The sequence below is a fragment of the Streptomyces sp. DF42 genome (assembly GCF_058267695.1).
The window spans coordinates 5,434,896-5,459,602 of record NZ_CM177859.1; the positions used below are offsets into that span (position 1 = coordinate 5,434,896).

The following is a 24,707-nucleotide window of genomic DNA, read 5'->3' on the forward strand; positions in this document are numbered from 1 at the left end:
GCACCCCGCTCCGGGGCCGGTACGAAGCACCCCTCGAAACTGTGTAGACTTACCGACGTCGCTGATCGCACCATAGTGCGGACGGCTCGCCGCCTTAGCTCAGATGGCCAGAGCAACGCACTCGTAATGCGTAGGTCTCGGGTTCGAATCCCGAAGGCGGCTCCGAAAAACCCCAGGACAGATAGCCGCTGACCTGGGGTTTTCTGCTGCTCGGGGCATGACGCGTCACACGGCCGGGGTACCGCGAGATGGCTTGCGTGAGCGATGCGTGAGCGGAGCGGTCCGGGCCCTACTTCCTGGGCTTCTTCCGCTTGCTCTTCTTCTTGGCACTGGCCTCGGCTTTCGCCTTGTCCTTGGCCTTCTTGGCGGCCTTGCGGGCGGCCTCCTCCGCCTCGGTCTTCCGCTGAAGCGGGACCAGCTTGGCGGTGGCCTCGGCCGCGTTCTTGCCGACCTGCGGCAGGACGCTCTGGTAGATGTCCCGCGTAATGCGGGTGTCGCTGTGCCCGAGGGTGTCCGACACGATCTTCACGTCGATGCCGGCGGCGAGCATGAGCGTGGCCGCCCCGTGCCGGAGGTCGTGCAGCCGGATCGGCGGGAGTCCGGAGGCGGCGACGAGCCGCTCGAAGAGGTCGGTCACCTTCCCGGGGTGGAGCCAGGAGCCGTCTTCCTGGGTGAAGACCATGCCGGTCTCGACCCAGGCCGTTCCCCACTCCTCGCGGTCCGCGTCCTGTTGTTCGCGGTGCCGCTTCAGGACGTTGACGGTGTCGTCGTCGAGGGCGACCACGCGGAAGCCACTGTCCGTCTTGGGCTCGGAGGTCTCGACCTCCCACCCGTCCTGGACGAGTTGGGCGGAGACGGTCAGGGAGTGGTCATCGAGGTTGGTTTCCGACCAGGGCTGCGCGCATGCCTCGCCCCGCCGCAGACCGCGGAAGGCGATCAGGTGCCACATCGCGTACAGCCGGTCCTCCGCGAGGAAGTCGAGGAACGCGCCGGTCTGTTCGGGCGTCCAGACCATCACAGGGGAGGGCTTCTCACCCCTCTGCTCCCACCTGGCGACCCGCGCGTCCGTCCACACCAGAGCCTTCGGCTTGCGCACGGGGTCGAGCTCGACGTGGGCGGCCGGGTTGAAGGTGAGGATCTGCTGGCCGATCGCGTCGTTCAACGCAGACCGCAGCGTGGCCTTGATATGCAGCCGGGTAGCCGGACCGGTCACACGCCGGAACGGCGGCATGGCATCGATCGCCGTCTTCATCACCTTGCGGCGGGCGCGGTTGTCCAGGCCCTTCCACGGCACGGTGGCCAACTCCTCGACCGCGGCACGGCGCTGGGCGTTCTGCTCCAGGATCTCGGCATTGGCGTCGGAGATGGCCGTGAACATGTCGCTGAGATGGCTCACGCGCAGCCGATCGAGACGGTGGTGGCCGATCCGAGGCTTCAAGTGGAACCGGATATCGGTCTCGTAGCGGCTGAGTCCCGACTTGCGGATGCGCTTGCCGTCGAGCCAACGGTCGAGCCACTCGCCGACGGTCAGGCGACCGATCAGGTCCTGACCGGACTTCAGGCGCCGGCGGGTCTCCTCGACATCCGGCAGCGGCGACTTCTCGTCGCCGACCTCCTCCAGCATGGCGGCGATCAGCGCCATGCCCTCGGGATCGTCGGTGTCGGCGAGGCCGAGCAGGGCGCGTATGTGGTCGAGGTCGGCCTGGGCGGCCTTGAGGGAGTCGTAGCCGGCGCGGCTGAAGGAGCGGCGGGTGCCGTCTTCGCGGGGCGGGAGCTCCTGGCGTATGGAGTACGAGCCGTGCTTGCGGCTGGAGAGCTTCGGGCACTGCTTACCGAGCGGCTTACCGGTGTGGGGGTCGCGGCAGTAGCAGCGGCGGTGGGTGGAACCCTTCAAAGGTCGTTCTCCTCGGTGGGGTCGGTATCGGGTGGCGGGTCGACGTCGGCGAGCGGCGAGGGCAGGTGGGGTGGGGTGCCGCTGGCTTCGCGGATGGCGTCGCGGTGGCGGCGTAGTTCGTGCTTGGCGTTGGCGGCCTGGTCGGCGTAGCGGGCCAAGGCGCGCTCGGCTGCTTCCCGTTGGACGCGGTTGGGGGCGGTCTTTACCTTCCAGCGTTCGTAGTCCTCGCTCTCCACGGCGGCCAGGGCCGAGCGGAGTTCGAGGTCGTGGGCGAGGAAGTGGTCGAGCATGTGATCGGTGGCGTCTTCAGCCGGAGAGTTGCCGGTGAACCACTGCAGGGCGTCCCAGGCCGGTTGCGGGTCCTGGTAGGGGAGTTGGCGGATGTCGTCGACGTAGCCGACGGGGTAGATCAGGCTGATCGGGGACATGCGCAGGGCCTTCGCGAGGACCATGACCTCGACCAGGGGGAGGACAGCGCGGCGGCCGGACTCCATGTTGGCGATCACGTTGCGCGGGATCGGGTAGCCGATCTCCTCGCACCTGTCGGCGAGATCCTGTGCGCTCCACCGCAGTTCCCTCCGTCGTCTGCGGACCTCGCCGGCCACGGTGGCCATGACGTGGTCCTCCCATTCGAGGTCGTTGGCCTCGGTGTCTTCCTCGTATCCATGGTCGGAACGGCGTTGTGTCATGAAGACACATTAACTTGCCTAGCGTTGATTCCGTGACCTGGAGACGAGCGCGATCGTCGTGTTCGCCGAGGGCTCAGTCATGGATGGAGCGCGTATGCGTGAGAACGAACCCGCTGGCCGGGCGAAGGGTATGAGCCGAGAGGAGCTGCTGGAGCTTCCCGCTGCTGTTGACCTGGACACCGGCAACCGGGCGTTGGGGTTGGGTCGGAGCAAGGGTTACGAGCTGGCCAAGCGGGGCCAGTACCCGTGCAAGGTCCTGCGGCTGGGCAAGGCGTACCGCGTTGTGACCGCCGACCTGTTGAACCTGCTCGGCCTGGCCGCATGACGACCCGAGCCCATAGCAGACGCTTCTGCGCTGAGCTGACACAGAAACGCTGGACTGTGTCGGGGCGTGGACGTACTGTCCGTGTTCCCTCGCCCCGGCCCAGGGAGCGAGAAAGCCCCCGGCGCGCCAACGCCGGAGGCTCCGCACACTCCACTGCCCGCATTCCAACGAACGACCTGCGTGAGTCGGGCCTGCATGCCCGACTCACCGGATAAGGAGCTGCCCTGTGCAACCTACGACACCCGAGCCCTATTCCGCACCCGGCAAAGCGGTATGGCCGACGGCGGGGCGCCGGATACGGTTGCGGTAAATCAGCCCGCCGAGGAGGCGGTGCCGGACGCGGAGCCGACGTACGGCTCCGAGCTGCTGGACGAACTGCGTTCCCAGGTAGCCCAGTTCGTGATCCTGCCGTCCCAGCGGGCGCTGGACGCGGTCACGCTGTGGGTGGCGGCGACGCACCTGCAGCCCGCGTGGCAGCACGCCCCGCGCCTGGCGGTGGTCGGGCCGGCGAAGCGGTGCGGCAAGTCACGGCTCCTGGACGTGCTCACCGAGACGGTCCACGAGCCGATGCTCACCATCAACACCACGCCCGCGGCCGTCTTCCGCTCCATCACCGACGAACCGCCCACCCTGCTGGTGGACGAGGCCGACACCATTTTCGGCACGCCGAAGCAGGCGGAGAAGAACGAGGAGATGCGTGGTCTGCTCAACGCAGGCCACCAGCGCAACCGGTACGTCACCCGCGTTGTCGGCAACGACCACACCCCGCACCGGTTCGCCACCTTCGCCATGGCCGCCCTGGCCGGGATCGGCGACCTGCCCGACACGATCATGGACCGGTCGGTGGTGATCCGGATGCGCCGCCGGGCGGAGGGCGAGAGCGTCAAGCCCTTCCGCTCCCGCCGTGACACCCCGGCCCTGCACGACCTGCGCGACCGCATCGCCGCATGGACGCGGCCGCTGCTGGACGAGGCCGCTGACATGGAACCGGTAATGCCGGTGGAGGACCGCGCCGCCGATACCTGGGAGCCCCTGGTGATCGTCGCCGACCTGGCCGCCGGGCCCTGGCCACGCCTCGCCCGCGCGGCGTGCGCGCAGATGGTGATGGCCGAAGCGGAGGCCGAGGAGGACCACCCCAGCTCTGCGCGGATCCTGGCCGACATCCGTCGGGTCTTCGTAGCCCAGCGGGAGGTCGACAGCCTCTCCACGGACGAACTCCTGCACTACCTGCGCCAGGACCTGGAAGGCCCGTGGGCGGAGTGGGGTCGCAAGGGGCTGGGCCCGCGTGAGCTCGGCTCGCTGCTGCGCGCCTTCGACATCAGGCCCGGCAACGTCCGCCTCGCCGACGGCACCCAGCGCAAGGGCTACACGCGCAACAAGTTCCTCGACGCGTGGCGGCGCTACTGCCCGACCGTCCACCCGGTCGACACCGGCCCCGCGCGCAGCGAGGGCTGAGACCCGCCCAGTCCCCGGTTGCCGTCCTTGCCGTCCCTGCCGTAATCCCGCAGGTCAAACGGCATGCAGGCAGGACAGCAACCGGGGCCAGGACGGCAACACGATCATGACCGAGGTTGTTGCCCGCCGGGACGCTGCCCACATCCGTCTTGTGCCGTCCCGGACGTCACCGCCGTATCACCGCAGGTCACCGCGCATGCGGCCGGGACGGCAAGACGGATGCGATCCGTCCGTGGCCACCGAACCGCAGTACCCGCCCGCCCGTGCGTGCCCCAGGACGTGCCGGCGCCGTCAGGACGGAACACCGACCCTCCTGCCGTACCGGCCCTGACCTGCGCTTGCAACGGCCGGGACGGCAAAGACGGACCACGCCACCACCCCAGGAGAACCTCGCTTGACCACCCTCTCCACACCCACCCACCGGGACCATCGCCCTGGCGAAGGACGGCCGATGACGAGTAAGCAGGCTGCTGAGCGGTACGCGCTCGTCGCAGCGGGCGTTGTCATCGTGGCGCTCACCGCCGGCGGGTTCTGGCTGTCGTACGCGCACCTCGCAGAGGTCGCCGGACAACACGGCCTCAAGAACTCCCCGGTCCGTCAGTGGGCCTGGCCCGCGACCCTGGACGCCTTCATCGTCGCGGGTGAACTCCTCATGCTCCGCGCGGGTCTGCGCCGGGTCGCCGACGGCTGGGCCATCGCCCTCACCGCCACCGGATCGATCGGTTCCATCGCCCTCAACGTGGCCGGGGTCAACGGCACGGGCAACGCCGGCGCCGTGCCTCTCCTCGACTACGTGGTCGCTGCGGTTCCCCCGACAGCCGCGCTGCTGGCCTTCGGCGTCCTGATGCGGCAGATCCACCAGCTCGTCGCCGACCCACCCGACGCCACCGAACGCCACAACGGTCTCCCGGAGCCAGCCGGTCTCGACGTGGCGGACGGTCAGGCCGACGTGGCTCGGGGTTCTGCCGAGGTGGCGCAGGGCGCCGCCACTATGGCGGAAACCCCGCCGTCTTCCGCCGAGCCGGAAGACCAGAAGCCCAGCGCTGTGTCCGACGAGTACCTCGCGATTGCCCGTACCGCGCCACTGGGACGCGGTGACCGTGCCTCGCGCCGCCACATCGAAGCGACGATCCGCGGCAAGGGCCTCCCGATCAGCAGGGCCGACGCGGAAAAGCTCAAGGACGTCCTGCAAGCCGAACTCGATGAGGCCACCTCTCAGCGGCAGGACGACCTCGACATGATTCCCGCTGGCGCTCCCTGAGCCCCCGCGCTCCCATCGCTCCGGCGCAACTCGCATCGCTCGTCCCCGCGCAAATCCGCGGGGACGAGCGACCGCACCGCAACGAGTCAACCCGACACCGCCGCTCCACCCGCCCTCGCCCTGACAGGTATGGGACGAGGTCGACCGGTCACTGACTGGCCATCAACACCCCATGGAGAAACACCTCATGCACAACCGGCACCACGAACCCCCGTCGCACCAGCAGGAGATGACGACCACCACAGCCACCAGTGCGCCAGCAAGGTATCCCGCTGGACCGTCCAAGGACGGCCGCAACGGGGAAGTCTCCGCCCCTGGGGTGGCGGAGGACCTCGGGCGCCAGGGGGCACCCGAGGAGGAACAGATCGCCGACACCGTCGCCGCCCAGCTGCCGCGCGCCGCCGAAGCCGCCGCGCTGCACCGTGTCGCCCGACGTCGAAAGCCTGACCCGAACGGCCAGCGCAAGGAGCGTGTCGACGCCCGCTACAGCGTCGAAGAGAAGACCGAGATCCTCGCCATGGCGCGGTCGCTGAACATCGCCGGCGCCCACTACGTCGGCGCCGTCGTCATGGCCCACGTCCAGGGCGACCTCGCCCTGCCCGGCCAGCGCACCCCGCTCGACGACTACATCGACGAACTGACCGCCCTGCGCCGCGAGGTCGCGAGGATCGGCCACAACATCAACCAGATCGCCAAGAAGCTCAACTCCGGCGGCCATCCACAGCCTGGGGATACCGCCGTCCTGACCCAGGGCGAACGCACCCTGACCGCGGTCGGCGCCACCGTCCGCCACATCGCCACAGCCGCGAACCAGGCCGTCGCCAAGAAGGCGGCCCGGTGATCGCGAAGATCCGCAGCGGCAAGGAAACCGCCGGATTGATCCGCTACCTGTTCGACACGAAGAAGGCCAAGGACCACATCGACCCCCATCTGGTCGCCTCCTGGGACGGCTTCGCCCCCGACCCCGGCCGAGCCGACGACTTCGACGCCACCAGGAAGCTCCTAGTGGCCGACCTGGACCTGCACGTCAAGCAGGCCCGACGGCTGGGCCGCGCTCCCGAACAGCACGTGTGGCACTGCTCGATCCGCGCCGCCGAGAGTGACCGCATCCTCAGCGACGAGGAGTGGGCCGACATCGCCCGCCGCGTTGTGGCGGCCACCGGTATAGCACCGCAAGGCGATTCGGACGGCTGCCGCTGGGTCGCCGTCCGCCACGCTCCCGACCACATCCACATCGCCGCCACCAAGGTCCGCGCGGACCTGCGCACCGCACGGCACTGGAACGACTACCTCACCGCCGACCGTGAACTCGCCGCCATCGAGAAGGAATACGGCCTGGTCCAAGTGGTCCGCGGTGACCGCACCGCTGCGAAGCGGACCACCCGTGCCGAGCAGGAGAAGGCCCGCCGCGCCGGCCAGGAGAAGCCCGCCCGCGAACGGCTGCGCGCCACCGTGCGCACCGCCGTGGCCGCCGCTTCCAGCGTGGGGGAGTTCGTCCACCTGCTCAGCCACATCGACGGCGTGCTCGTCGAGGTCGTCTACTTTCCTTCGGGGGACGTACGCGGCTACAAGGTCGCCAGCGAAGACACCACCACCGCCGACCACGAGCCCGTCTGGTTCTCCGGCTCCGAACTCGCCCCGGACCTCTCCTTCCCCAAGATCCAAAAGCGCCTGGAGAGCATCGACCCACAGTCCGCTGACAAGCCAGGCCGGCGCAGGCCCAACCCCTGGCACCAGGCCACCGCCGCCGCCGAACGCATCCCCCACCACCTCGACCAGACGGACGACGAAGCCTCCCAGGCCCACCTCGCCGCCTTCGGCGAAGCCCTCGACACCCTCCCCCTCCTCGCACCCCAGACCCTGCGCCCCCAACTCCGAGATGCGGCGACCGCGTTCGAGCGTGCCACCCGCTCCCGCATCCGGGCCGAACACCACCACGCCCGCGCCCTGCGCGGCGCTGTACGGGCGATGGTCCGCGAGCCCGCCCCCAAGGACGGCGCCGTCCTGGCGATGTTCCTGGACGCGGCGATCCTCGTGGTCCTTGCCGCTGCCCGCTGGCACCAGCTCCGCCACCACGACCAGCAGGTCGCCGCCGCCCAGCAGACACTGCTCCACCTCCAGGCCGCTCACGACCAGACCGCAGCCGCACCCCTGGCCGCCCTCGCGCAGCGCCAGCCACCCCAGCAGGCCGTGGAACGGCAGATCCGCCGCCTACGCCAGGCCGTGCCCGAGCACGCGGAGCAGATCATCGAAGACCCCGCTTTCGCGGCTCTCACCACCGCTCTCGCCGAGGCAGAAGCAGCCGGACACGACCCGGAACGGCTCCTCCAGCAGGTCGCCGACCAGCGCGCTCTGAACGACGCCCGCCGCCCCGCACGAGTCCTGACCTGGCGCATACAGCGCCTCAGCGAAAGGCCGGCACCCAACGCACAAGCCCGCGCAGCACAAGCCCACAGCCCAGCCTGGGCCCACAGCGCAGCACAGCGCCCAGACGCTCCAGAGCCCACGGCAGCAGCCGCTCCAACCCCGCAGCCGTCACAGGCACGACGGCGCTGATCTCGATCTCAGCTGCGTGCGGTGACGCGTTGGGAGACGCCAGAACAAGGCACCGCAGCACGAAGCCGGGCTCCCCCAACTGGGAGGCCCGGCTTCACTGCGTGGGAGGCCCTGGAGTTGCTGGAGCGTCCAGGAGCCGGTCGAATGTGCCCTCCGACAGCACCAGGCGCAGCACTGATGCACTGGAACTGAGGGAATCGGCGAACACGGCGACAAAGTCATGCGCGCCGACGCCGAACGACGCCGACAGGGAGGTCACAAGGCTGCCTGCGCCTTGTCGAGCGCCTTCTCCAGGTTGGCGTCCACAAGTCCCGGCGCGCCCGAGACGAGCACAAGGACGTTGCCGATTCGGATCGCCGTCTGCTTGACGACGCTGCGCTGCCCACCGGTCGAGTAGGTGAGCAGCTGGCTCCACTGCTCGTTGCCCAGATCGGGGGCGGGCGTCACCTGCGTGCCCACCGTGACGACGGTGTTGCCCGACACCACCTGGTACGTGGGGCAGGAGACCATCGCATCGAAGATCTCCCAACCCCGGGCAATTGCATTTGCTGCATGATCTCCGGAGTCGCGACCTGGTGACGTGCAGCGTCGCGCCCTCCAACTCGCTGGCTCCCAAGAGACCTTGACCTGTCCCTTTGCGAGACAACTTGCATTTGATGCATGATTCGAGCACTCGATAGCGGGGGTGCACATGGTGCGGACTGGAATGAGTGATGCTTCGGCTCGGCTGGTTCTGCTTCACGGCGTCGCGTTGCTGCACCCCGAAGACGCCGTGTTTGAGGCGATGTTGGAGGGCTGGGGGCGCCAGCAGCGTGGCGGGCGTCGGCTCCAATCCAGGACGATCTCCGACCGGCAGCGTGTGGTCCGGGCCTTCGGTGCGTTCGCCGATGCCTATCCGTGGTGCTGGTCGGCGGGGGATGTCGATGAGTGGACGACGTACCTGATCGCGGAGTTGAAGAGAGCCGAGTCCACGATCCGCAGCTATCAGACGGCGGTGCGCCTGTTCTGCGACTACATCACCTCGCCGCACTACCAGTGGCCGCAGGAGTGCGAAGACCGTTTCGGTACTCATCCTGTGCAGGTCTGTCACGAGTGGAAGTGCGCCACGAGGCGCTGTTTGTCCGGATGGAGGTGGAAGGCCCCATCGGTTCGCCGTCGTAGCGGCGGGCTGAAGCTGGAGGCAGCCTGAGCCGGGGATCGCCGGTGAGGGTGGGAGCAGCCTCGACAAAGTCGCGTCGGCCCGGCACTGCCGGATGGGCCGGGCGCGGTGAGCGAGACGAGAAGGTATACGCGAGGAACCGGTGTTGTTACGCCTCTTGACGTGGAACCAGCTCAAATCCGGCGGATATGGGCTGGGTGGCGGTGCGCACTCGCTCCCTAAGGCGAGCGAGGAACTCTTTGCCTGGGTCTTTTCAGTCTGGGGCAGGAGGCCGCGGTGAAGGACTACGGCGTAGTCGCGGCGATACCGCAGGGGCAGAGCCGGGTGCCTAACTCGTCGACCGGACAGCAGTGAACGTGGGAACCGTCCGCGTACGTTCCCCGGACCCCTCTCAGCCAGAGGGGCGGGTGTGGGGATAGGTGCGATGCCGATCGAAGGCGCGGACGGGGCGGAGCCGCCGTAGTACTCCGAGGCCGGGAAAGCCGGCCACTTGGGGAAGGGCGGCAGCAAGTCAGCCAGGGAGGGAAAGCAATGTCCGAAGAAGCGCTGGTGAACACCGGCGCCGTGGTGTGGCCGGATCCTGATTCGGCGGCACTCGCGGTACGGAGGATGCAGACCAAACTGCACCACTGGGCGGGGGCTGATGCCTCCCGCCGTTTCAGTGACCTGTACAACCTCGTCTACGACCCGGCGTTCCTGGTCCACGCGTGGGAACGCGTCGCCTCCAACGCCGGGGCGCGGACCCCAGGGATCGACCGGGCCACCGTGGCCCGGATTGAGACCTGGGTCGGGGTGGAGGACTTCCTGGGCCATATCCGCGAGGCACTGAAGGCGGGCCAGTTCCGGCCGGTTGAGGTGCGGCAGGTGATGATCCCGAAGGGGACCAGTGGGAAGCTCAGAAAGTTGGGCATCCCCACCGTCGCGGACCGAGTGGTCCAGGCGACCCTGAAAGCGGTGCTCGAACCCATCTTCGAGACGGATTTCAAGCCGTGCTCGTATGGGTTCCGCCCGAACCGGCGTGCGCACGACGCTATTGCCGAGATCCATTACTGGGCGTCCAAACCGAGGAACTACCAATGGACGCTGGAGGCCGACATCGAAGCCTGTTTCGATGAAATCTCGCATACGGGCTTGATGGACCGGCTCCGAGTGAGGATCAACGACAAGCGGGTGTGTGCTCTGGTGAAGGCGTTCCTGAAGTCCGGGGTCATGACGACTTCGGGCGATCGGGAGGAGACGCTGACGGGCACCCCTCAAGGCGGGATTCTCTCGCCATTGCTGGCGAACATCGCTCTGTCGGTGCTGGACGAACATTTCGACCGGCAGTGGCAGCAGGAGATGGGAAGCCAGTGGCAGCGCACCAAGCGCAGACGCAACGGCCAGGGGCTGTGGAAGCTCGTCCGGTTCGCGGACGACTTCGTGCTCATGGTGGCTGGTGAACACCACCATGCCGAGGCTCTGCGGGAGGAGGTGGCGGCTGTCCTGGCCCCGATGGGGCTGCGGCTGTCGCCGGAGAAGACCCGTGTGGTCCATATCGACGAGGGCTTCGATTTTCTCGGTTTTCACATCCGTAGGAAGCGGAAGCGGGGAACGCAGAAGCACTTCGTCTACACCATGCCGTCCAGGAAGGCCGTGCAATCGGTCAAGGACAAGGTGAAGGCGAAGACATTCAGGTCGACCCGTCACATGGAGTTGGACGAGCTGCTCGGCAGTCTCGGTCGACTGCTGCGCGGGTGGGCGAACTATTTCCGGCACGCGGCGTCGAAGAGCGCGTTCAACACGATCGACTCCCTGGCCTGGGGACGGATCATGAGATGGATCCGCCATAAGTACAGGCAAGGACGCCGTGGACTGGGAATGAACGAGCTGCGCCGTCGCTTCTGCGATCGCGGCTGGCGATTCGCCCACAACGGGGTGGTGTTCACCGGCGCATCCAGCGTCTCGGTGGTCCGTTACCGCTATCGCGGCAACACGATTCCCGCCCCGTGGCCTCTGAGACCGGCAGCCCTCGCCACAGCGGGCTGACCAGTGGGCAAGGCATGTGGAGCGCCCGATGCATGGAGACATGCACGTCGGGTGCGGGAAGGCGGCCCAGGGAAACGGGCCGGTGGCAACACCGACACCGCGCCCTGGGCCGACCTCACCACCGCCGCGCACCTGGTCGATTACGAGGCCGACGCGAACCGGCGCCCGATGACGCGTGAGGAGATCCAGCTCTTCCTCGACCACGCCGACGACCAGGTGGAGCGGGCGATCCGGCTGGGCCGCAAGGGGGCCTTGGCGGCGTATCGCGACGCGACGGTGTTCAAGGCGATCTACGGGTGGGGGCTGCGGTGCACGGAGACCTCCCGTCTGGACGTCACCGATTTCTATCGCAGTCCGAAGGCGCCGGAACTGGGCCGGTTCGGCTCGCTGCAGGTCCGCTACGGCAAGCGCACCAAGGGCTCGCCACCGCGTCGGCGCATGGTGTTGAGCGTCATGCCCTGGGCCGTCGAGGCGGTCGAGGACTACGTGACCAACGTGCGTCCACGGTATGCGGCTTCGCGGGAGAGTCAGGCGCTGTGGTTGACCGAGCGGGGAGGCCGGCTGCAGGCCCGGGAGATCGAGGAGCGGTTCGCCAACTACCGTGATGCGCTGGGGCTGGATCAGGTCCTGGTGCCGCACTGTCTGCGGCACAGCCATGTAACCCATCAGATTGAGGACGGCGCGGACGAGACATTCGTTCAACGCCAGGTGGGCCATCGCCATGCCTCTACGACCGCGATCTACACGGGGGTCAGCGGGGACTTCATGAACACGATGATGCGCACAGTCTTGGACCGGGCCCTTGCGGGCGGCCAGTAGGGAGATGACGTGACGGCGAAGCTGGATTACCGCTGGCATCTGCGGGAGGTGATGGCCACCCGTGGAATGTTCTCCACCACCGATCTGCGTCCCCTGCTGGCCGAGCGGGGCATCGACCTGTCGCCCAGCCAGACCTACCGCCTGGTGGTGGAACGACCCGAACGCCTCAGCCTGAAGACGCTGATGGCGCTCCTGGACATTCTGGGCTGCGCGATGGACGAACTGATCGAACCCGCACCCGTCGCCGGGCGGCGCCGCAAAACGGCAGCTGGGGGAGACGGTCGGCCTTCCGGTGATGATCCCGGGGTCGGCGACTTCCGCCCGCGCCGGGCCCGGATCGTACGCGCGTAGAAAACTGCCATGGACGGTCGGGAACTTCCGCGGTACGCCACCGAGCCCGAAGCGGTCATCGTCGAGACCGTGCGGCGCGTCGAGCCCGGACTCGACGCGGGCGAGGTGGAGGCGGCGCTGGTGGCGGCGATCGGCAAACGGCCACAACGCCGTGACCTGGCACGGGTGCTGCAAGCCGATCCCGCTCTACTGACCTCCGGCCGGCCCGAAGGGCCCCGGACCGTCGAGCGGCTGATCCGCGCCTTACGCGAACACGGCTCCGAACGACTGGAGTTACCGCGATGCGGGGACTGCCACAAGGACCGCCCTTTGACCTGTCTGGGCGATGGGCTGCGGATCTGCACCCGCTGTCAGCGCCGCCGACACAACCACGCCAACCCCTGTGCCATCTGCGGCATCAAGGACTTCGCCAGCCGCGACCGCGAGGGCCGGCCGCGCTGCGGCTACCATCCACCCGACGGCGGGCGGGACCCGCTGGAGGTGCTCGTCACGCTGATCGAGGCCCTGCCCGTCGGGCTCGACCGCTCGGCGATCCGTGACGCGGTCCTCTCGGCCGAGCGCCGTCGCAGTGGCCAGCGCCGTCTGCTGTGGGCCTTGGAAGACATGCCCGACCTGCTGATGGGAAAGGGCGCCCTGGGCCCGCCCAAGACGGCAGCCCTCGCCCAGGCACTCGTCGATCGCGGAGCCGTCGACGTCACCGTCCCCGCCTGCCCGATCTGCCACCGGACCGTGCGGCTCGAGGTGCCCGGTGAAGGGATGCGCTGCTGCATCGAATGCTGGCACGCATCCCGCCCCCAGACGTGTGCCCGGTGTGGCAAATCCCGGCCGGTGGGCGGCCGAACCCACGACGGCACGCCTCTGTGCCGGAGCTGCCGCCACACCGACCCTTTCAACCACAGAGCGTGCGCCCGATGCGGCGCCGTGCGGATCATGGTGGAACGAACGGAGCGCGGGGCCCTATGCGGCAGATGCCGCCAGCTGCCACCAGCCGTCTGCTCGGGCTGCGGCCGCACGGCACCCTGCCGTTTCGCGAAAAGCCCGGCGCCCCTGTGCGAGCCTTGTTGGGAGAAGGCGAAGCCGCGCGAGATGTGCGTCGGCTGTGGCGCCGCGCGTCGCGTCAACTCCCGTACACCAGACGGCCGTCCGCTGTGCGGACACTGCGGACAGAAGCCGGTGCCGTGCTCACGCTGCGGCAAGCCACGCCGCGTCGCCACCCGCAGGTCGGACGGTGAACCACTGTGCCGCCACTGCTGGAGCAGACACCTCGCAGCCCGCAGGCCCTGCACCGAGTGCGGCACCGTGGACCAGCCATACGAGCGCGGCCGGTGCATCGCCTGCGTGGCCCGCGAGCACCTGCGCAGTGTCCTGACCGGATCCCGCCCCAGGATGCGGCCGGAGATCGAGCCGGTCTTCACCGCGCTGCTGCGAACTCAGCCCCGCGCCCTGCTGCGGTGGATGCGTCCCGCCTCTGCCCGCCACACAATCCTCACGACCTTGGCCGAGCAAAGCGGACCGATCACCCACGACACCTTGGATGCCCTCCAGTCCACCGTGACCGTGCAGCACCTGCGCGCCGCCCTGGTAGCCGGCGGCGCTCTGTCACCCCGGGACGAACAGCTCGCCCAACTCGAGCAGTGGCTGTCGAAGATCCTCCTCGGCGTCGAGGCTCCCGACGAGCGGAAGGTCCTGCGGACATACGTCACTTGGGGACCGTTGCGTCGTCTGCGCCGACGATCTGCCAGCAAGCCGGTCACCTACGGCCAGGCGATCGGAGTCCGGCACGAGATCAAGAATGCGGTGCGCTTTGTGCAGTGGCTGCACCAACAGGACAGCACGCTGGGCAAGTGCACCCAGGGCCATCTCGATGCCTGGCTGGCCGAGGGCGCTCACAACAGGACGCTTATCCGCAGCTTCCTGCTCTGGACCAGCCGACGCGGACACACCCGCCCGCTGGAAGCGCCCGCCTACACCTCCGACTTCGGACAGGACATCCTCGCGCAGGATCACCGCTGGCACTTGGTCCGCCGCCTCATCCACGACGACACTCTGGACCTCGTCGACCGCGCCGCCGGCCTCCTCCTGCTGCTGTTCGCCCAGCCCACCAGCCGCATCACCCAGCTCACCACCCACCAGGTCACCGACCGGGACAACACGGTGACCCTCCTGCTCGGCAGCGAGCCGGTCGTCCTGCCGCCGCCCCTCGACGACTTCGTCCGTCGGCTCGTTCGCCGCCGCCAAGGCCGTGCGGTCACCGTCCCACTCGACGAAGCCCCGTGGCTCTTCCCCGGCGCCTACCCCGGCCAGCCCCTGACCCCCTACTCCCTGGCCGCACGCCTGAATGCCCTTGGGATCCGCTGCCGAGTGGCCCGTCGCTCCACCCTGATGGAGCTCGCCGCGGAATTGCCCGCCTACGTCATCAGCCGCCTGCTCGGCTTCCACCAGACCACCGCAGACCAGTGGCAAAGAGACAACCAGGGCTACGGAGCCGCCTACGCGGCGGAACTCGCCCACCGCTGACCCACGCCGCTCAGTAATCGGTGGAGGGCTCTGCCGAGGCGTGCAGCAGCAGGTCGCGCAGCGCCGTGGCGGTGTCAGACGGCTCGGTGGAGGTGAGGACGACCTGGTCGGCGGTGGTCGAAGGGCCGGTGAGGGGGATGATGCGCAGGCCGGGTGGCTGGTGGTCGAGTGCGGACTCGAGGGTGATACCGATGCCCGTTCCCGCGGCGACATGAGCGGCGATGGCGTGCACGCTGTCGGCGGTTCTGATGATGCGCAGGTCGGCTCCGCCGATGTGGAAGGCGTCCAGGAGGCGGTCGCAGAGACCGCTGTTGATCTGGTGGGGCCAGGTGAGCAGGTCGGTGGTTGACAGTTCGGAAGCGGTCAACTCGGCGTGCCCGGCGAGGGGGTGGGCCGCGGGTACGAGCGCCATGAACCTCTCGGTGGACAGCACCCTCGCGCGTACGCCGGTGACGTCGCCGGTCGCCCAGCCGATGCCAAGGCCGATCGTCTCCGCCCGCAGGGCGGTGAGCTGGGCTGTGGTCGGCATGGCCTCCGGCACGATCGTCACGTCGGGGAAACGGCTCCGCAGTTGCGGCAGGCAGCGCAACAGCAGCTGGTGGCCGGTGTATTCGGCGTGAGCGACGACGAGAGTGGTGCGGGTTCCCTCGCCGGCGGCCAGGGAGCGTCCGCGCTGCTGGAAGCCGCGCAGCTGGGCCAGGGTGGCGTGGGCGTCGGGCAGCAGCGCTACGCCAAGATCAGTCAGTGACACCCGGCGGCTGGTGCGGTGGAACAGCCGCCCGCCCAGGGCGCTCTCAAGGCGCCTGACGGCGTCGCTGACGGTGGGCTGCCCCCTGTGTAGGCGCACGGCAGCACGGCCGAAGTGCAGCTCTTCGGCGACCGCGACAAATGCTTCCAGTTCCATCCTGTCCACGGGACCAGGCTAACGCGATCGATCGGTGTGACCGATCGCTGCGTGCCGAAGTTCGGCGTTGATGCTGTGCCGTCCGCCGAGTGTGATGGGTGGGCAAGCAGGGATTTCCCCACGACCGGAAGTAGTGAAGAGCAGATGGCAGTCAATGACGTTGTCCGTGAGCACGATGCGCTGATGGCCACGGTGACGGTGGTCTACCACTCGGTGCACGGGCACACCCGGGTGCTGGCCGAGCACCTCGCGGACGGGGCGCGGCTGGTGCCGGGTGCCCAAGTGCATCTCGTCGAGATCCGGCCCGAGGACGTCACTGCGGGCCGTTGGCACGATGCGGAGGTGCTGGCGCTGCTGGAGCGCTCCGATGCGATCGTCTTCGGCAGCCCGACGCTGATGGGCAGTGTGTCTGCCGTGTTCAAGGCGTTCATGGAGGCGGCGTTCACGCCGTTCATCACGCAGGCGTGGAAGGACAAGCTCGCCGGAGCGTTCACCATGTCCGCCTCGCAGAGCGGCGACAAACTGGCGGTCCTGGAGCAGTTGGCGGTCTTCGGCGCGCAGATGGGCATGCAGTGGATCGGCGTGGGCGACATGCCGGGCAACAACTGGAGCGGTGGCACCCGCGACGATGTGAACCGGCTGGGCTCATGGCTGGGCCTGATGAGCCAGAGCCACGCCGACGTGGGGCCGGAGCAGGCCGGATCGCGCGGCGACCTGATCACCGCGGAGCGGTACGGCGAGCGGATCGCCCGGCTGACTCAGCGTTGGGTCAACGCCGTGCCGTACGAGACTCCCCGGATGACCGAACACGAGGCCCGCGCCCTGTCGGCCTCCCTCAGGGAGACGGACGACGCGCCGGCAGCGCTGACCAGCGCCTGACCTCGCAGATCGCCCCGCCCGCAGCGCACGGCACCTGACCCGCCGGACCGAGCCATTCCGCACCTTCCGATAGCCGGGCTTACCAATACAATGCCCTTGGACAGCTTCGCCGCGGTGTCGCTGTACAGCTCCTCGGCCAGCTCGGAGTTGCTGCCGCCGGCGTAGGTGAAGGACGCCTTCGCCTTGCGGGGGAAGGCGAGGCTTGTACCGGTCGCGGTTTCGCCGCCGAGTTTCTCCATGGCCGGGCAGCCCACCACAGCCACATCGTCGTGCGCCGCGGGGCGCTGTGGCGTGCGGGTGTAGCCCCCGCCGAGGTCGCTCTCGTCCAAGAGGAGTTTGGCCAGCGCGGTCGAGGACAGCGAGGCGAGCGCCGGGGCACTCTCGCCGTCCGGGTGCACCGGGACGGTCGGGGAGGACATCGGACCGGAAGCGGCGGCGCTGCCATCGGAACAGCCCGCCAGGGCCAAGATAGCGAGGGCGCTGAGGCTGAGGACGGTCGTGGCGTGAAGGCGCATCGGAAACCCCTTTTTGGCCTGTTGTGGCCTGCGTAGCGGACGGTCTGACCAGGCCGGCCCTCCGGGCGCCGGCGGTGCGAAGGGGAGTGGGGGTTTCGGGAGGTCAATGGCCGAGGTGGCGCAGGCCCTCTTCGAGAGTGGGGTGGAACTGGTCGACGGGACCGGAGTGGCGGTTGAACCAGACCGCATCCAGGCCGGGCTCCTTCGTCTCGTGGCCCGCCCGGCAGCGCAGCCATATCGGTCGTCCCGCATGCAGAAGACGATCCAGTCCTGGTACGCGCCGCACCCGGGGCACGTACGGACCTCGCCGTCGACGACGAGCGGCTGCAGCCAGCGCATCATCACCCCGGCCACCTCCTGGCGCGACGGCACCCGCAGCTCCGGCGGCAGGAAGTCGGGCACAACCCCTTCTCCTGCGGTGGGGGCTTGTGAGGTCGGCTCGGGGAAGTTGGGCCACGGCTGCGTGGCCTGCATCCGCAGGAGCAGCGCGTGGCCCGCACGCTGGGCTTCACGGAACGCGCGGTCCTCGCGAGCGCGTCGGAACAAGAACAAGGCTCTCTCCTTCTCTGTCATCTGGCAGGCGCGGGGGCGCGCCTCGCCTGACCTGCTACCACTCGGGAGATCGGCGACGAGCCGCTTACGACAGCGGCTTCTCTGGGCGGGCGCCGTTAGCTGCGGCGGACCACGGTGAGCCGCCTTTCGGCGCTCGCAGGGACGGTCCGGCGGGGCACGGGGACCGGTGAGGCGAGCGAGGCGACGAACGCCGCCACCAGCTCATGGGGGACGCTGGTGCTGAAGCTGGCACACCACAAATAGGGGGCGCTGACGATGGGTTCCGCCCATGCCTGCCAACCCACCAGGTCGGGGCGCGGGTCGGCGTCCTGGATGAGCGGCGGCAGCATCTCCAAGGAGACGTTGCAGGAGAAGCCGGGGTCCGTGGCGGTGGTGCGGGGGCGGTCCACATCGCGGATCCAGCCTCGGGCACTCAGGGTGTTGAGGACCGTCTCCGACCCCTCGGAGCCGAGGTCGGGCGCCTCGCGGGCGTCGATCGCCACAAGGAGATCGGTGATCGCCTCGTACGGGACGCCGGCCGTGAAGTACGCGTTCCACGCCGGCACCACGGAGGTGGCATCCGGGCGGGCGCTCAACTGCCAGGCAACCGGGAGACCGCCCAGTTCGAACGGGTAGGCCGCGAGGATCCATTCGGCGCCGCGCAGCTGATCTGGGCTGACGTACAGCAGGGTGTGACGGGAGGTAGGCCACATGCGCCAGCCGAGGCCAGCCATGGTGTCCCCGATCCGTTCGGCGAGGGCCCCGTCATCACCCGCCAGATGGCGCGGGGTGACCCAGTACACCGGGTCCGGCGAGTCGGGACGGGAGGGATCGGTGGGGTGGTGCGGGTGCAGGGGCGCCTCCGTGGGATCGGGGGGGAAGGATTTCGTCGGGGCGTTGTACGTTGACATGGTTTGCAGCAGCACACCAATGCTTGCGGGATCTTTCCTGTCTGCCCCCGGCGAACTTTCTCTACCTGTGCCACTCGCGGCCAACGTCAACGACGTCACCCAGACCCTCGCCCTGGTCGACGGTATCCCGCCCGTCGCCGGCCGCCCCGGGCGTCCTCGAAAGCGTCCCGAGGCACTGCTCGGCGACAAGGGCTACGACTCCAATCCCAATCGCGACCAGCTCCGCAAGCGCCGGATCCTGCCCGTCATCTCCCGCAAGGGCGCCCCGAACATTCAGGGCATGGGCAAGCTCCGCTACGTCGTGGAGCAGACCTTCGTCCTGCTCCACCACTTCAAGCGCCTCGCCGTCTGCTGGGAACGCCGCACCGAACTCCACGACGCCTTCGTCTCCCTGGCCTGCGGCCTCATCTGCTGGCGACGCCTCAGGAGAACCTGCTCATGATCGTGTTACGAGCTCGTAGACCTGCCATTTCAGGCGCAGGACACTAGCGCGTGCGGGTGCCGAGGACCTTCCCGAGCGTGATGGCCACGTCGAAGTCCCGATCCCATGTGAGTGCGACGAGGTCGTCGAACTCCACCTCAGGGCGGAGCAGATTGAGGACGTCGGCTTCGAATACTGAGCCCGGTTCTGCGAGGTCGAGCGCCTCGTCGTGGAAGCAGCGGTACGTGTTGCGTGACCGGAACATGACCGAGTACCCACCGTCTACGAGCTCTCCCACGGAGACATCCCACTTCGCTTCAAGCGCCTGCAGTGTGCCGGCGACGTCGTCGGCGTTGAGCGGCTCGGTCAACAGATCCACTCCCACCGCTTCTCGGGCCGAATCCAACGGAAGCGTCTCGTCCCAGAGCACCGAGAGGTGTCGCTCGAAACCGATGTCCTCGCGAACTGTTTTGTCGAACTCCAGGTAGTCGGTGTCCAGATTCGTACGCATCCAGCGGGTAATCCAGAGGATCGGGGCGCTGATCAGATTCGCCCGCAACGAGCCATTGCCATCACCGTAGACAGATTCGCGGATGCTCGTCAGCAGCTCTTCGCAGTGGTAGTCCTTGCAGAACCGGAACAAATGAGCCGACCGCCGTGGCAGACCGTCCCAGTGCGAAGACTGAGGGAGGGGGAAATCAGCCAGAATCGTCTCCAGCTCGCGTTGGAGTCCCGGCTTGGCGGCCGACGACACGAGAGCGTCGTCGTTCTCGTCCCACCGCCCGGCGCCCTCATAGTCGAACTTCGCCTTGCATGAGGCATATACAACGGCTTGAGCACATGTATTGAACAGCTCCGTGCTCACCCGATACGCAACCTCGCAGTGATAGTTGAGGTTGAATCGGTCGAGCTCTCCGTCGGCGACCCGCTCGAAGACATGCTTCGCCGACAGCACGTCTCTGGCGGCACGGCCGAGGATCCGCTCGACCTCGACGGACGAGCTGTCGGCGGACGCTTCGTTGGGGCGCAGATCATCGGAGATCTCTTCGATTGCCGAGTCGAGCCGCTGAAGGGTTACCCGAAGCATGCCGCGTACGGTGTCGATGCGGAGCCGCTGCGCCTCATCTTGGAGCAGCATCTGTTCAATGATCAGGTCGAGGTCGGCCAGGAAGGGGTAGCGGTCGCGCACAAGCGCGTGTCGTCGCCCTCGGGCGTTCTGCTTCGTGAACATCTCGGTTATGACGAGGCCGAGCGCAAAGATGTCCGCCGGCTTGCCGATACCGAGGGCGTTGTTCCTCACCATCTGCTCGGGAGCGAGGTAGTTCCGGTTCACTAAGAGGTCCCCGCGATTCGTGAGCGAGGAGTCCTTGAAATGCGCGATGCCGAAGTCGGCCAGGACGAGCCGGCGCGCATCAGGGTCGACGAGGACATTCTCAGGTTTGATGTCGCGATGCACTATGCCGTCGCCGTGCACGTACGCGAGCGCATCGCAGAGCTGACGTGCGTAATCGAGAAGCACGTCAGCATCGGTTTCGTCGTTGATCACGTTCCGCAGCGTCATAGGGTAGAAGTCCATGACGTAGTAGAAGGAGTTCGCGTCCTCTGAGCGCGCGTGGATACTCACGACATTCGGGTGGCTCGATGTCTGCCCGTATTCGATCTCCTGCTTGAAACGCTTGTTGCGAGCGGAGTCCGCGTCGCGGTCCTTCCTAATCCGTTTGACTGCGAGCACCTGACCGTCGGGCTTACGGCGGACCTTCCACACCACGGCTGATCCGCCCTCTCCCGGAGCTGAATCGCGCTCGTAAGTGACTCCGTCGATGATGAACGGTTCGTGCTTCGGCATGAACCCACCCTACGAGCTCGTAACACGATCACGAGCAGGTTTTCCTGAGGCGTCGCCAGCAGATGAGGCTGCAGGCCAGGGAATCGAAGGCGTCGTGGAGTTCGGTGCGGCGTTCCCAGCAGTGAGTCAGAACCCCTGCCCCGTGGCCTGATCGCGCGGCTGGCGGGTCGCACCGAGCGCAAACAGAACGGCGCCGACTCACGTTGGTGAGTCGGCGCCGCGCCTGATCTCAGACGTCGATGCGCGCGACCTTACGGCCGACCTTGAGGTACAGCTCGGCACCTTCGAGTGCCCCAACCTCGCTCACGACCTCACCGAGCGTCTGCTGCACGGACGCCTCGGTGAGCGGCGTAGGTGCCTGCTCTCCGTCCGCCTCAAGGATCAGACGGAGGCCCTTCTGCTGAGCCACGCGGCGCACCGCGGAGATGCTGGGAGCAAAGTCCAGCGTGCGGTTGATCAGCGCCCCGAGTGTGTCCTCGCCGTGGTCCTTAAGGGAGATGACGGGGAGGTTCTGGGTGTCCGCGAAAGAGCGCTTGGAGAAGCGCGCCGTAAACTCCGCGCGAGCGGCGGCAGCAGCGTCCAGGCCGTGGAGGGCGGCCACCACCTCGCCGGCGAGGATGCGCTTGATCGCCATCGGGTGCGCGGTCCCCTCCTCCAGGCGCTTGGTGACCACGCGGATCTCGTCGTCCGTCCACTCGGTGAGCAACTGGAGGTACGGCTCGGTCAGGTGGTCGGGGATGGACATCAGCCGGCCGTAGACGTCATCAGGCGACGCCGTCAGGCCCACGTAGTTGCCCTTGCTCTTGCTCATCTTGGTGCCCGTGCCGTCGGTGCCTTCGATGAGCGGGGTGGTGATGACGACCTCGGGGTCCTGCTCCGAGATCTCCATGACCTTGCGGCACATCTGGAGGTTCAGCAGCTGGTCCACACCGCCGAGTTCGACATCGGCGTCGATGGCCACGGAGTCCCAGGCCATGACGACGGAGTACACGAACTCGGCGACGGACAGCCCATGGCCATCGGCTAGCCGGGTGCGGAAGTCCTCGCGCTGGAGAGACATGGAGACCGGTACCCGGGCAAGAACCCCGACGAGCTCCGGCAGGGTGACCATGTTCAGCCACTCTCCGTTGAAGCGCAGGTCGGCACGCTCGAAGTCGATGAACGGCGTGACCTGCTGCTGGTAGCCGCTCAGGTTGCGGGCGATGTCCTCGTCGGTGAGGGGCGGTCGATCCGAGGACCGTCCCGACGGGTCACCGATCTTGGCCGTCACGTCACCGATGATGAAGACGACGTGGTGGCCCATCCGCTGGAATCGGCTGGCGATGATGATCGGTACCGCGTGGCCCAGGTGGACGTCGGGCGAGGTCGGGTCGATGCCGTACTTGACGACGAACGGGCGTCCGGCGGCCTGCGCGGCTTCGATCTTCCCGGCGAGTACCGCGGCCGAGGGGATCAGGTGGTTCGCACGCCCCTCGACCAGTGCGGCCTGCTCCTCGGGGGAGAGGTCGGAGAGGTCCAGGGAGCGCCGTGCCGTTGTCTCGCTGAGCAGCTGCGCGGCCGTATAGTCCGCGCCCAGGTCCGCTCCATCGAGGATGTGCATGACACGGGTGACAGACTCGCTCAAACGGCTCATGGCGCTTATACGCTCCTGGGTCGGACAACTGGCCTGACCAGTAGGGATTGGAAGCGGCGATTTTATCATCGCCATCCCCGTCGCATCACCGAAATGATCACGGTTCAGCCCGCTCTCCCTGGGCCGTCGAGAGCTGTACCAGCGGCCGGCCCACGATCGCACTGGAGAGGGAGCGGAGCCACGGGGCTATTGGGTCTCGGGCTCGGAGCGTGGCGATGAGCATCCCCGGAAGGAAGATCATGGCGCGGAGGTGCTTCTTTCGCTGCAGGGCGGATTCCACTCTGTGCCCGGAAGCGAGTACGCGGAAATGCTGGGAGATTCTCCTGAGCTGGCGAGTCGTCGCCCAGGTGGGAGGGTTCCCATCCATCATGCGGAGCCGATCCGAGAGTCCCAGACACACCTCGGCTCGATAATCCTGCGACAGGCCGGGCGTACTTCGGTCGGTCATGCTGTGCGAGTGGACCCGATAGAAGGTCAACGGGTCCTGGAGGACGGCACCGCGGCCAGCCTCCCGCAGCGCGTGGAAGAAGATCTCGTTGCTCACCGGAAGGAGGCTGAGAGCAGCCTCGCGATGGACCACCAACGTGCTTGTGTTTCCGCCCGGGTGCGGGTCTTTCAGCTTGGGGTTTCCGTTGGAGTCGACGACGTTCTCCCAGTGCTCGATGAACAGCGTTTCACCCGTCATCGCCTCGGCGCATGTACGTAGCTTCGATGGGTGGAACCAGTCATCGGCGTCGAGCGGAGCCACCCAGTCGCCTGTGCTGAGGAGAAAGGCGTCGGTTAGGGTTTGGCCGAAACCCTGCTGGCTCCTCCGGATGACCTTGACGTTCTTTTCGTGACGACGGCATACCTCCTCAGTTTCGTCGTTGGATCCGTCGTCGATGACGATGATTTCGTGAAGGACGAAGTTTCCGGGCTCCTGTTTCAGGCAGCTTGTTATGGCCTGGTCGAGATATCGGCCGTAGTTGTGGCACAGAATCACGCACGAAATACGCGGAGCGGCGTTCACCGGTCACCCCCGTACACGCGGGCGTAGTCGTCCAGGATCGTCCTGTGTTCCTGGGTCCTGTAGTCGAGGAACTCGCGGTCGAGGCAGCGTGGCCTGGAACCGAGCCGTGCTGCCGCTTTCTCCAGCGCGGTCAGGAACTTCTCTCCGAAGAGGTTGGGATGCCCCTGCGACCAATCGAACCATTCGGGCTCGTCGACGAATCCCTTGTGCCGCTCGTACTGCTCGGGCAAGTGCCCTGTGAGGGAGCAGACCGGAAGCAGGTTCAGGTCGAAGGCCAGTTCCAGCTGCCCGGAGTGACTCCCCCAGAGGTACGGCAGCAGCAGGGTGTCCGAAGCCAGCCCGGCTCTGACCACTTCGTCGTCCGTGGGATACGGGCGCATGGTGAGGCGGATACGGGGATCGTGCCGGGCCGTCTCCAGGAGCAGCGGGGCGCGGCCGGCGTCAGCGAAGTCCGCAGGGCTGAACGCGCGCAGGAGGACGTGAAGCGTGCTGTGGGGATCCGTGATCCCCAGGCTCCAGTTGGCCATGGTGGACAACTGGTCCCGGCTGGCCCGGGAGGCACCGAACATGAGGTACCTGGCCCCCGGGCCCCTCGCCTCGCGCTCCAGGTCAGCCAGCGACTCCGGGGCAGCGACGTATCCGTGGGGGATGACCGTTGCAGGGACCCGCTCGCCGAGGACCTCCGTCAGCTTCGTGACGGATCCCTCAGTGAGACAGACCCAGCTGACCTCGGCAGACCGGAGCAGCCGCAGCCGCGCTATGAAGCCTTCGGCGTTGCCGACCATGGGCCGGGTGTCGTGGGCGGTGAAGACCACGTTGACCCCGTAGCCCAGGCACGCGTCGAGCAGGCGCTCCAGGGTGGCGATGTCCTCGAAGTCGATGTGGTGCAGGTGCAGGACGTCGAGCCACGTGAGAGGGCCGTGTTCGAGGAGCCATGCGGCGCTGACCGCCTCTGGCACAGTCTCGCCCGTGGGAATCTCTGTCCC

At 67.7% G+C, this 24,707-nt stretch carries 21 protein-coding genes and 1 tRNA gene; 13 read left to right on the top strand and 9 right to left on the bottom strand.

From position 1 onward, the window contains the following. Positions 1 to 88 precede the first annotated feature (88 nt). A tRNA-Thr gene (locus ACYUED_RS24845) sits at positions 89 to 162 on the top strand. Positions 163 to 289: 127 nt separating this feature from the next. Here ACYUED_RS24845 and ACYUED_RS24850 read toward each other — a convergent pair. Next, positions 290 to 1,894 (bottom strand): tyrosine-type recombinase/integrase, encoded by a 1,605-nt coding sequence (locus ACYUED_RS24850; RefSeq protein ID WP_491285165.1) that lies wholly within the window; start codon positions 1,892 to 1,894, stop codon positions 290 to 292. Then, positions 1,891 to 2,583 carry a transcriptional regulator gene (locus tag ACYUED_RS24855; protein ID WP_491285166.1) on the bottom strand — a complete coding sequence of 231 codons (693 nt, stop codon included), beginning with the start codon at positions 2,581 to 2,583 and terminating at the stop codon, positions 1,891 to 1,893. Before ACYUED_RS24855 ends, ACYUED_RS24850 begins: the two co-directional genes overlap by 4 nt. Positions 2,584 to 2,677: 94 nt before the next feature. Here ACYUED_RS24855 and ACYUED_RS24860 point away from each other — a divergent pair, with 94 nt between their 5' ends. The 5 genes from ACYUED_RS24860 to ACYUED_RS24880 all read left to right on the top strand — a co-directional run bounded on the left by ACYUED_RS24860 (position 2,678) and on the right by ACYUED_RS24880 (position 8,180). Then, entirely contained in the window at positions 2,678 to 2,908 is a 231-nt protein-coding gene (locus ACYUED_RS24860; RefSeq protein WP_232649448.1) for a hypothetical protein, read from the top strand. Positions 2,909 to 3,181: 273 nt separating this feature from the next. Continuing rightward, positions 3,182 to 4,363, top strand: coding sequence for a DUF3631 domain-containing protein (locus ACYUED_RS24865; RefSeq protein WP_491285168.1), 1,182 nt, complete (start codon positions 3,182 to 3,184; stop codon positions 4,361 to 4,363). A 451-nt stretch (positions 4,364 to 4,814) separates the two neighbouring features. Continuing rightward, positions 4,815 to 5,624, top strand: a complete 810-nt coding sequence (locus tag ACYUED_RS24870) for a DUF2637 domain-containing protein (protein ID WP_491285170.1) — start codon at positions 4,815 to 4,817, stop codon at positions 5,622 to 5,624. A 187-nt stretch (positions 5,625 to 5,811) separates the two neighbouring features. Then, positions 5,812 to 6,465, top strand: a complete 654-nt coding sequence (mobC, locus tag ACYUED_RS24875) for a plasmid mobilization relaxosome protein MobC (protein WP_491294416.1) — start codon at positions 5,812 to 5,814, stop codon at positions 6,463 to 6,465. Continuing rightward, entirely contained in the window at positions 6,462 to 8,180 is a 1,719-nt protein-coding gene (locus ACYUED_RS24880) for a relaxase/mobilization nuclease domain-containing protein (RefSeq protein ID WP_491285172.1), read from the top strand. Before mobC ends, ACYUED_RS24880 begins: the two co-directional genes overlap by 4 nt. Positions 8,181 to 8,435: 255 nt before the next feature. On the opposite strand, the gene ACYUED_RS24885 is transcribed toward ACYUED_RS24880, so the two are convergent. Further along, on the bottom strand, positions 8,436 to 8,690 hold the full coding sequence (locus tag ACYUED_RS24885) for a hypothetical protein (RefSeq protein ID WP_491285175.1): 255 nt from the start codon (positions 8,688 to 8,690) through the stop codon (positions 8,436 to 8,438). A gap of 196 nt (positions 8,691 to 8,886) precedes the next feature. On the opposite strand from ACYUED_RS24885, the gene ACYUED_RS24890 reads away from it, so the two are divergent. From ACYUED_RS24890 to ACYUED_RS24910, 5 genes are all read left to right on the top strand, one after another. After that, complete coding sequence (locus ACYUED_RS24890) at positions 8,887 to 9,369, top strand: hypothetical protein (protein ID WP_491285177.1); 483 nt, start codon at positions 8,887 to 8,889, stop codon at positions 9,367 to 9,369. Between the two features lie 501 nt (positions 9,370 to 9,870). Further along, positions 9,871 to 11,364, top strand: a complete 1,494-nt coding sequence (gene ltrA, locus ACYUED_RS24895) for a group II intron reverse transcriptase/maturase (protein ID WP_491285179.1) — start codon at positions 9,871 to 9,873, stop codon at positions 11,362 to 11,364. A gap of 51 nt (positions 11,365 to 11,415) precedes the next feature. After that, positions 11,416 to 12,183, top strand: a complete 768-nt coding sequence (locus ACYUED_RS24900) for a tyrosine-type recombinase/integrase (protein WP_491285181.1) — start codon at positions 11,416 to 11,418, stop codon at positions 12,181 to 12,183. 9 nt (positions 12,184 to 12,192) lie between these two features. Then, positions 12,193 to 12,534: a helix-turn-helix domain-containing protein gene (locus ACYUED_RS24905; protein WP_491285183.1), complete on the top strand. Its 342-nt coding sequence runs from the start codon at positions 12,193 to 12,195 to the stop codon at positions 12,532 to 12,534. 9 nt (positions 12,535 to 12,543) lie between these two features. Continuing rightward, positions 12,544 to 15,051: a hypothetical protein gene (locus ACYUED_RS24910; protein WP_491285185.1), complete on the top strand. Its 2,508-nt coding sequence runs from the start codon at positions 12,544 to 12,546 to the stop codon at positions 15,049 to 15,051. Positions 15,052 to 15,061: 10 nt separating this feature from the next. Here ACYUED_RS24910 and ACYUED_RS24915 read toward each other — a convergent pair whose 3' ends face one another. Next, complete coding sequence (locus tag ACYUED_RS24915; RefSeq protein ID WP_405826565.1) at positions 15,062 to 15,955, bottom strand: LysR family transcriptional regulator; 894 nt, start codon at positions 15,953 to 15,955, stop codon at positions 15,062 to 15,064. Positions 15,956 to 16,006: 51 nt separating this feature from the next. On the opposite strand from ACYUED_RS24915, the gene ACYUED_RS24920 reads away from it, so the two are divergent. After that, positions 16,007 to 16,834 (top strand): flavodoxin family protein, encoded by an 828-nt coding sequence (locus ACYUED_RS24920; RefSeq protein ID WP_491285187.1) that lies wholly within the window; start codon positions 16,007 to 16,009, stop codon positions 16,832 to 16,834. Positions 16,835 to 18,017: 1,183 nt separating this feature from the next. Here the strand turns inward: ACYUED_RS24920 and ACYUED_RS24925 are convergent. After that, a complete protein-coding gene (locus ACYUED_RS24925) occupies positions 18,018 to 18,812 on the bottom strand; it encodes an SPDY domain-containing protein (protein WP_491285189.1) in 795 nt (264 codons plus the stop codon). Positions 18,813 to 18,879: 67 nt separating this feature from the next. Here ACYUED_RS24925 and ACYUED_RS24930 point away from each other — a divergent pair, with 67 nt between their 5' ends. Beyond that, a complete protein-coding gene (locus ACYUED_RS24930) occupies positions 18,880 to 19,254 on the top strand; it encodes a transposase (RefSeq protein ID WP_491285191.1) in 375 nt (124 codons plus the stop codon). Between the two features lie 43 nt (positions 19,255 to 19,297). Here ACYUED_RS24930 and ACYUED_RS24935 read toward each other — a convergent pair whose 3' ends face one another. From ACYUED_RS24935 to ACYUED_RS24950, 4 genes are all read right to left on the bottom strand, one after another. After that, positions 19,298 to 21,079 carry a serine/threonine-protein kinase gene (locus ACYUED_RS24935; RefSeq protein ID WP_491285193.1) on the bottom strand — a complete coding sequence of 594 codons (1,782 nt, stop codon included), beginning with the start codon at positions 21,077 to 21,079 and terminating at the stop codon, positions 19,298 to 19,300. Between the two features lie 229 nt (positions 21,080 to 21,308). Beyond that, on the bottom strand, positions 21,309 to 22,712 hold the full coding sequence (gene tyrS / locus ACYUED_RS24940) for a tyrosine--tRNA ligase (RefSeq protein WP_491285195.1): 1,404 nt from the start codon (positions 22,710 to 22,712) through the stop codon (positions 21,309 to 21,311). Between the two features lie 97 nt (positions 22,713 to 22,809). Continuing rightward, on the bottom strand, positions 22,810 to 23,721 hold the full coding sequence (locus ACYUED_RS24945) for a glycosyltransferase (RefSeq protein WP_491285196.1): 912 nt from the start codon (positions 23,719 to 23,721) through the stop codon (positions 22,810 to 22,812). Further along, the gene (locus ACYUED_RS24950; RefSeq protein WP_491285199.1) at positions 23,718 to 24,680 is read right to left on the bottom strand and encodes a hypothetical protein; all 963 of its coding nucleotides are present in this window, start codon (positions 24,678 to 24,680) and stop codon (positions 23,718 to 23,720) included. The genes ACYUED_RS24945 and ACYUED_RS24950 overlap by 4 nt, the downstream gene beginning before the upstream one ends. Between the last annotated feature and the right edge of the window lie 27 nt (positions 24,681 to 24,707).

Coding starts and splice junctions, on each gene's coding strand:
- ACYUED_RS24860 (WP_232649448.1), top strand. CDS start 2,678: ATGCGTGAGAACGAACCCGCTGGCCGGGCGAAGGGTATGAGCCGAGAG.
- ACYUED_RS24870 (WP_491285170.1), top strand. CDS start 4,815: ATGACGAGTAAGCAGGCTGCTGAGCGGTACGCGCTCGTCGCAGCGGGC.
- ACYUED_RS24935 (WP_491285193.1), bottom strand. CDS start 21,079: ATGCCGAAGCACGAACCGTTCATCATCGACGGAGTCACTTACGAGCGC.
- tyrS (WP_491285195.1), bottom strand. CDS start 22,712: ATGAGCCGTTTGAGCGAGTCTGTCACCCGTGTCATGCACATCCTCGAT.
- ACYUED_RS24855 (WP_491285166.1), bottom strand. CDS start 2,583: ATGACACAACGCCGTTCCGACCATGGATACGAGGAAGACACCGAGGCC.
- ACYUED_RS24885 (WP_491285175.1), bottom strand. CDS start 8,690: ATGGTCTCCTGCCCCACGTACCAGGTGGTGTCGGGCAACACCGTCGTC.
- ltrA (WP_491285179.1), top strand. CDS start 9,871: ATGTCCGAAGAAGCGCTGGTGAACACCGGCGCCGTGGTGTGGCCGGAT.
- ACYUED_RS24915 (WP_405826565.1), bottom strand. CDS start 15,955: ATGGAACTGGAAGCATTTGTCGCGGTCGCCGAAGAGCTGCACTTCGGC.
- ACYUED_RS24865 (WP_491285168.1), top strand. CDS start 3,182: ATGGCCGACGGCGGGGCGCCGGATACGGTTGCGGTAAATCAGCCCGCC.
- ACYUED_RS24890 (WP_491285177.1), top strand. CDS start 8,887: ATGAGTGATGCTTCGGCTCGGCTGGTTCTGCTTCACGGCGTCGCGTTG.
- mobC (WP_491294416.1), top strand. CDS start 5,812: ATGCACAACCGGCACCACGAACCCCCGTCGCACCAGCAGGAGATGACG.
- ACYUED_RS24925 (WP_491285189.1), bottom strand. CDS start 18,812: ATGTCAACGTACAACGCCCCGACGAAATCCTTCCCCCCCGATCCCACG.
- ACYUED_RS24910 (WP_491285185.1), top strand. CDS start 12,544: ATGGACGGTCGGGAACTTCCGCGGTACGCCACCGAGCCCGAAGCGGTC.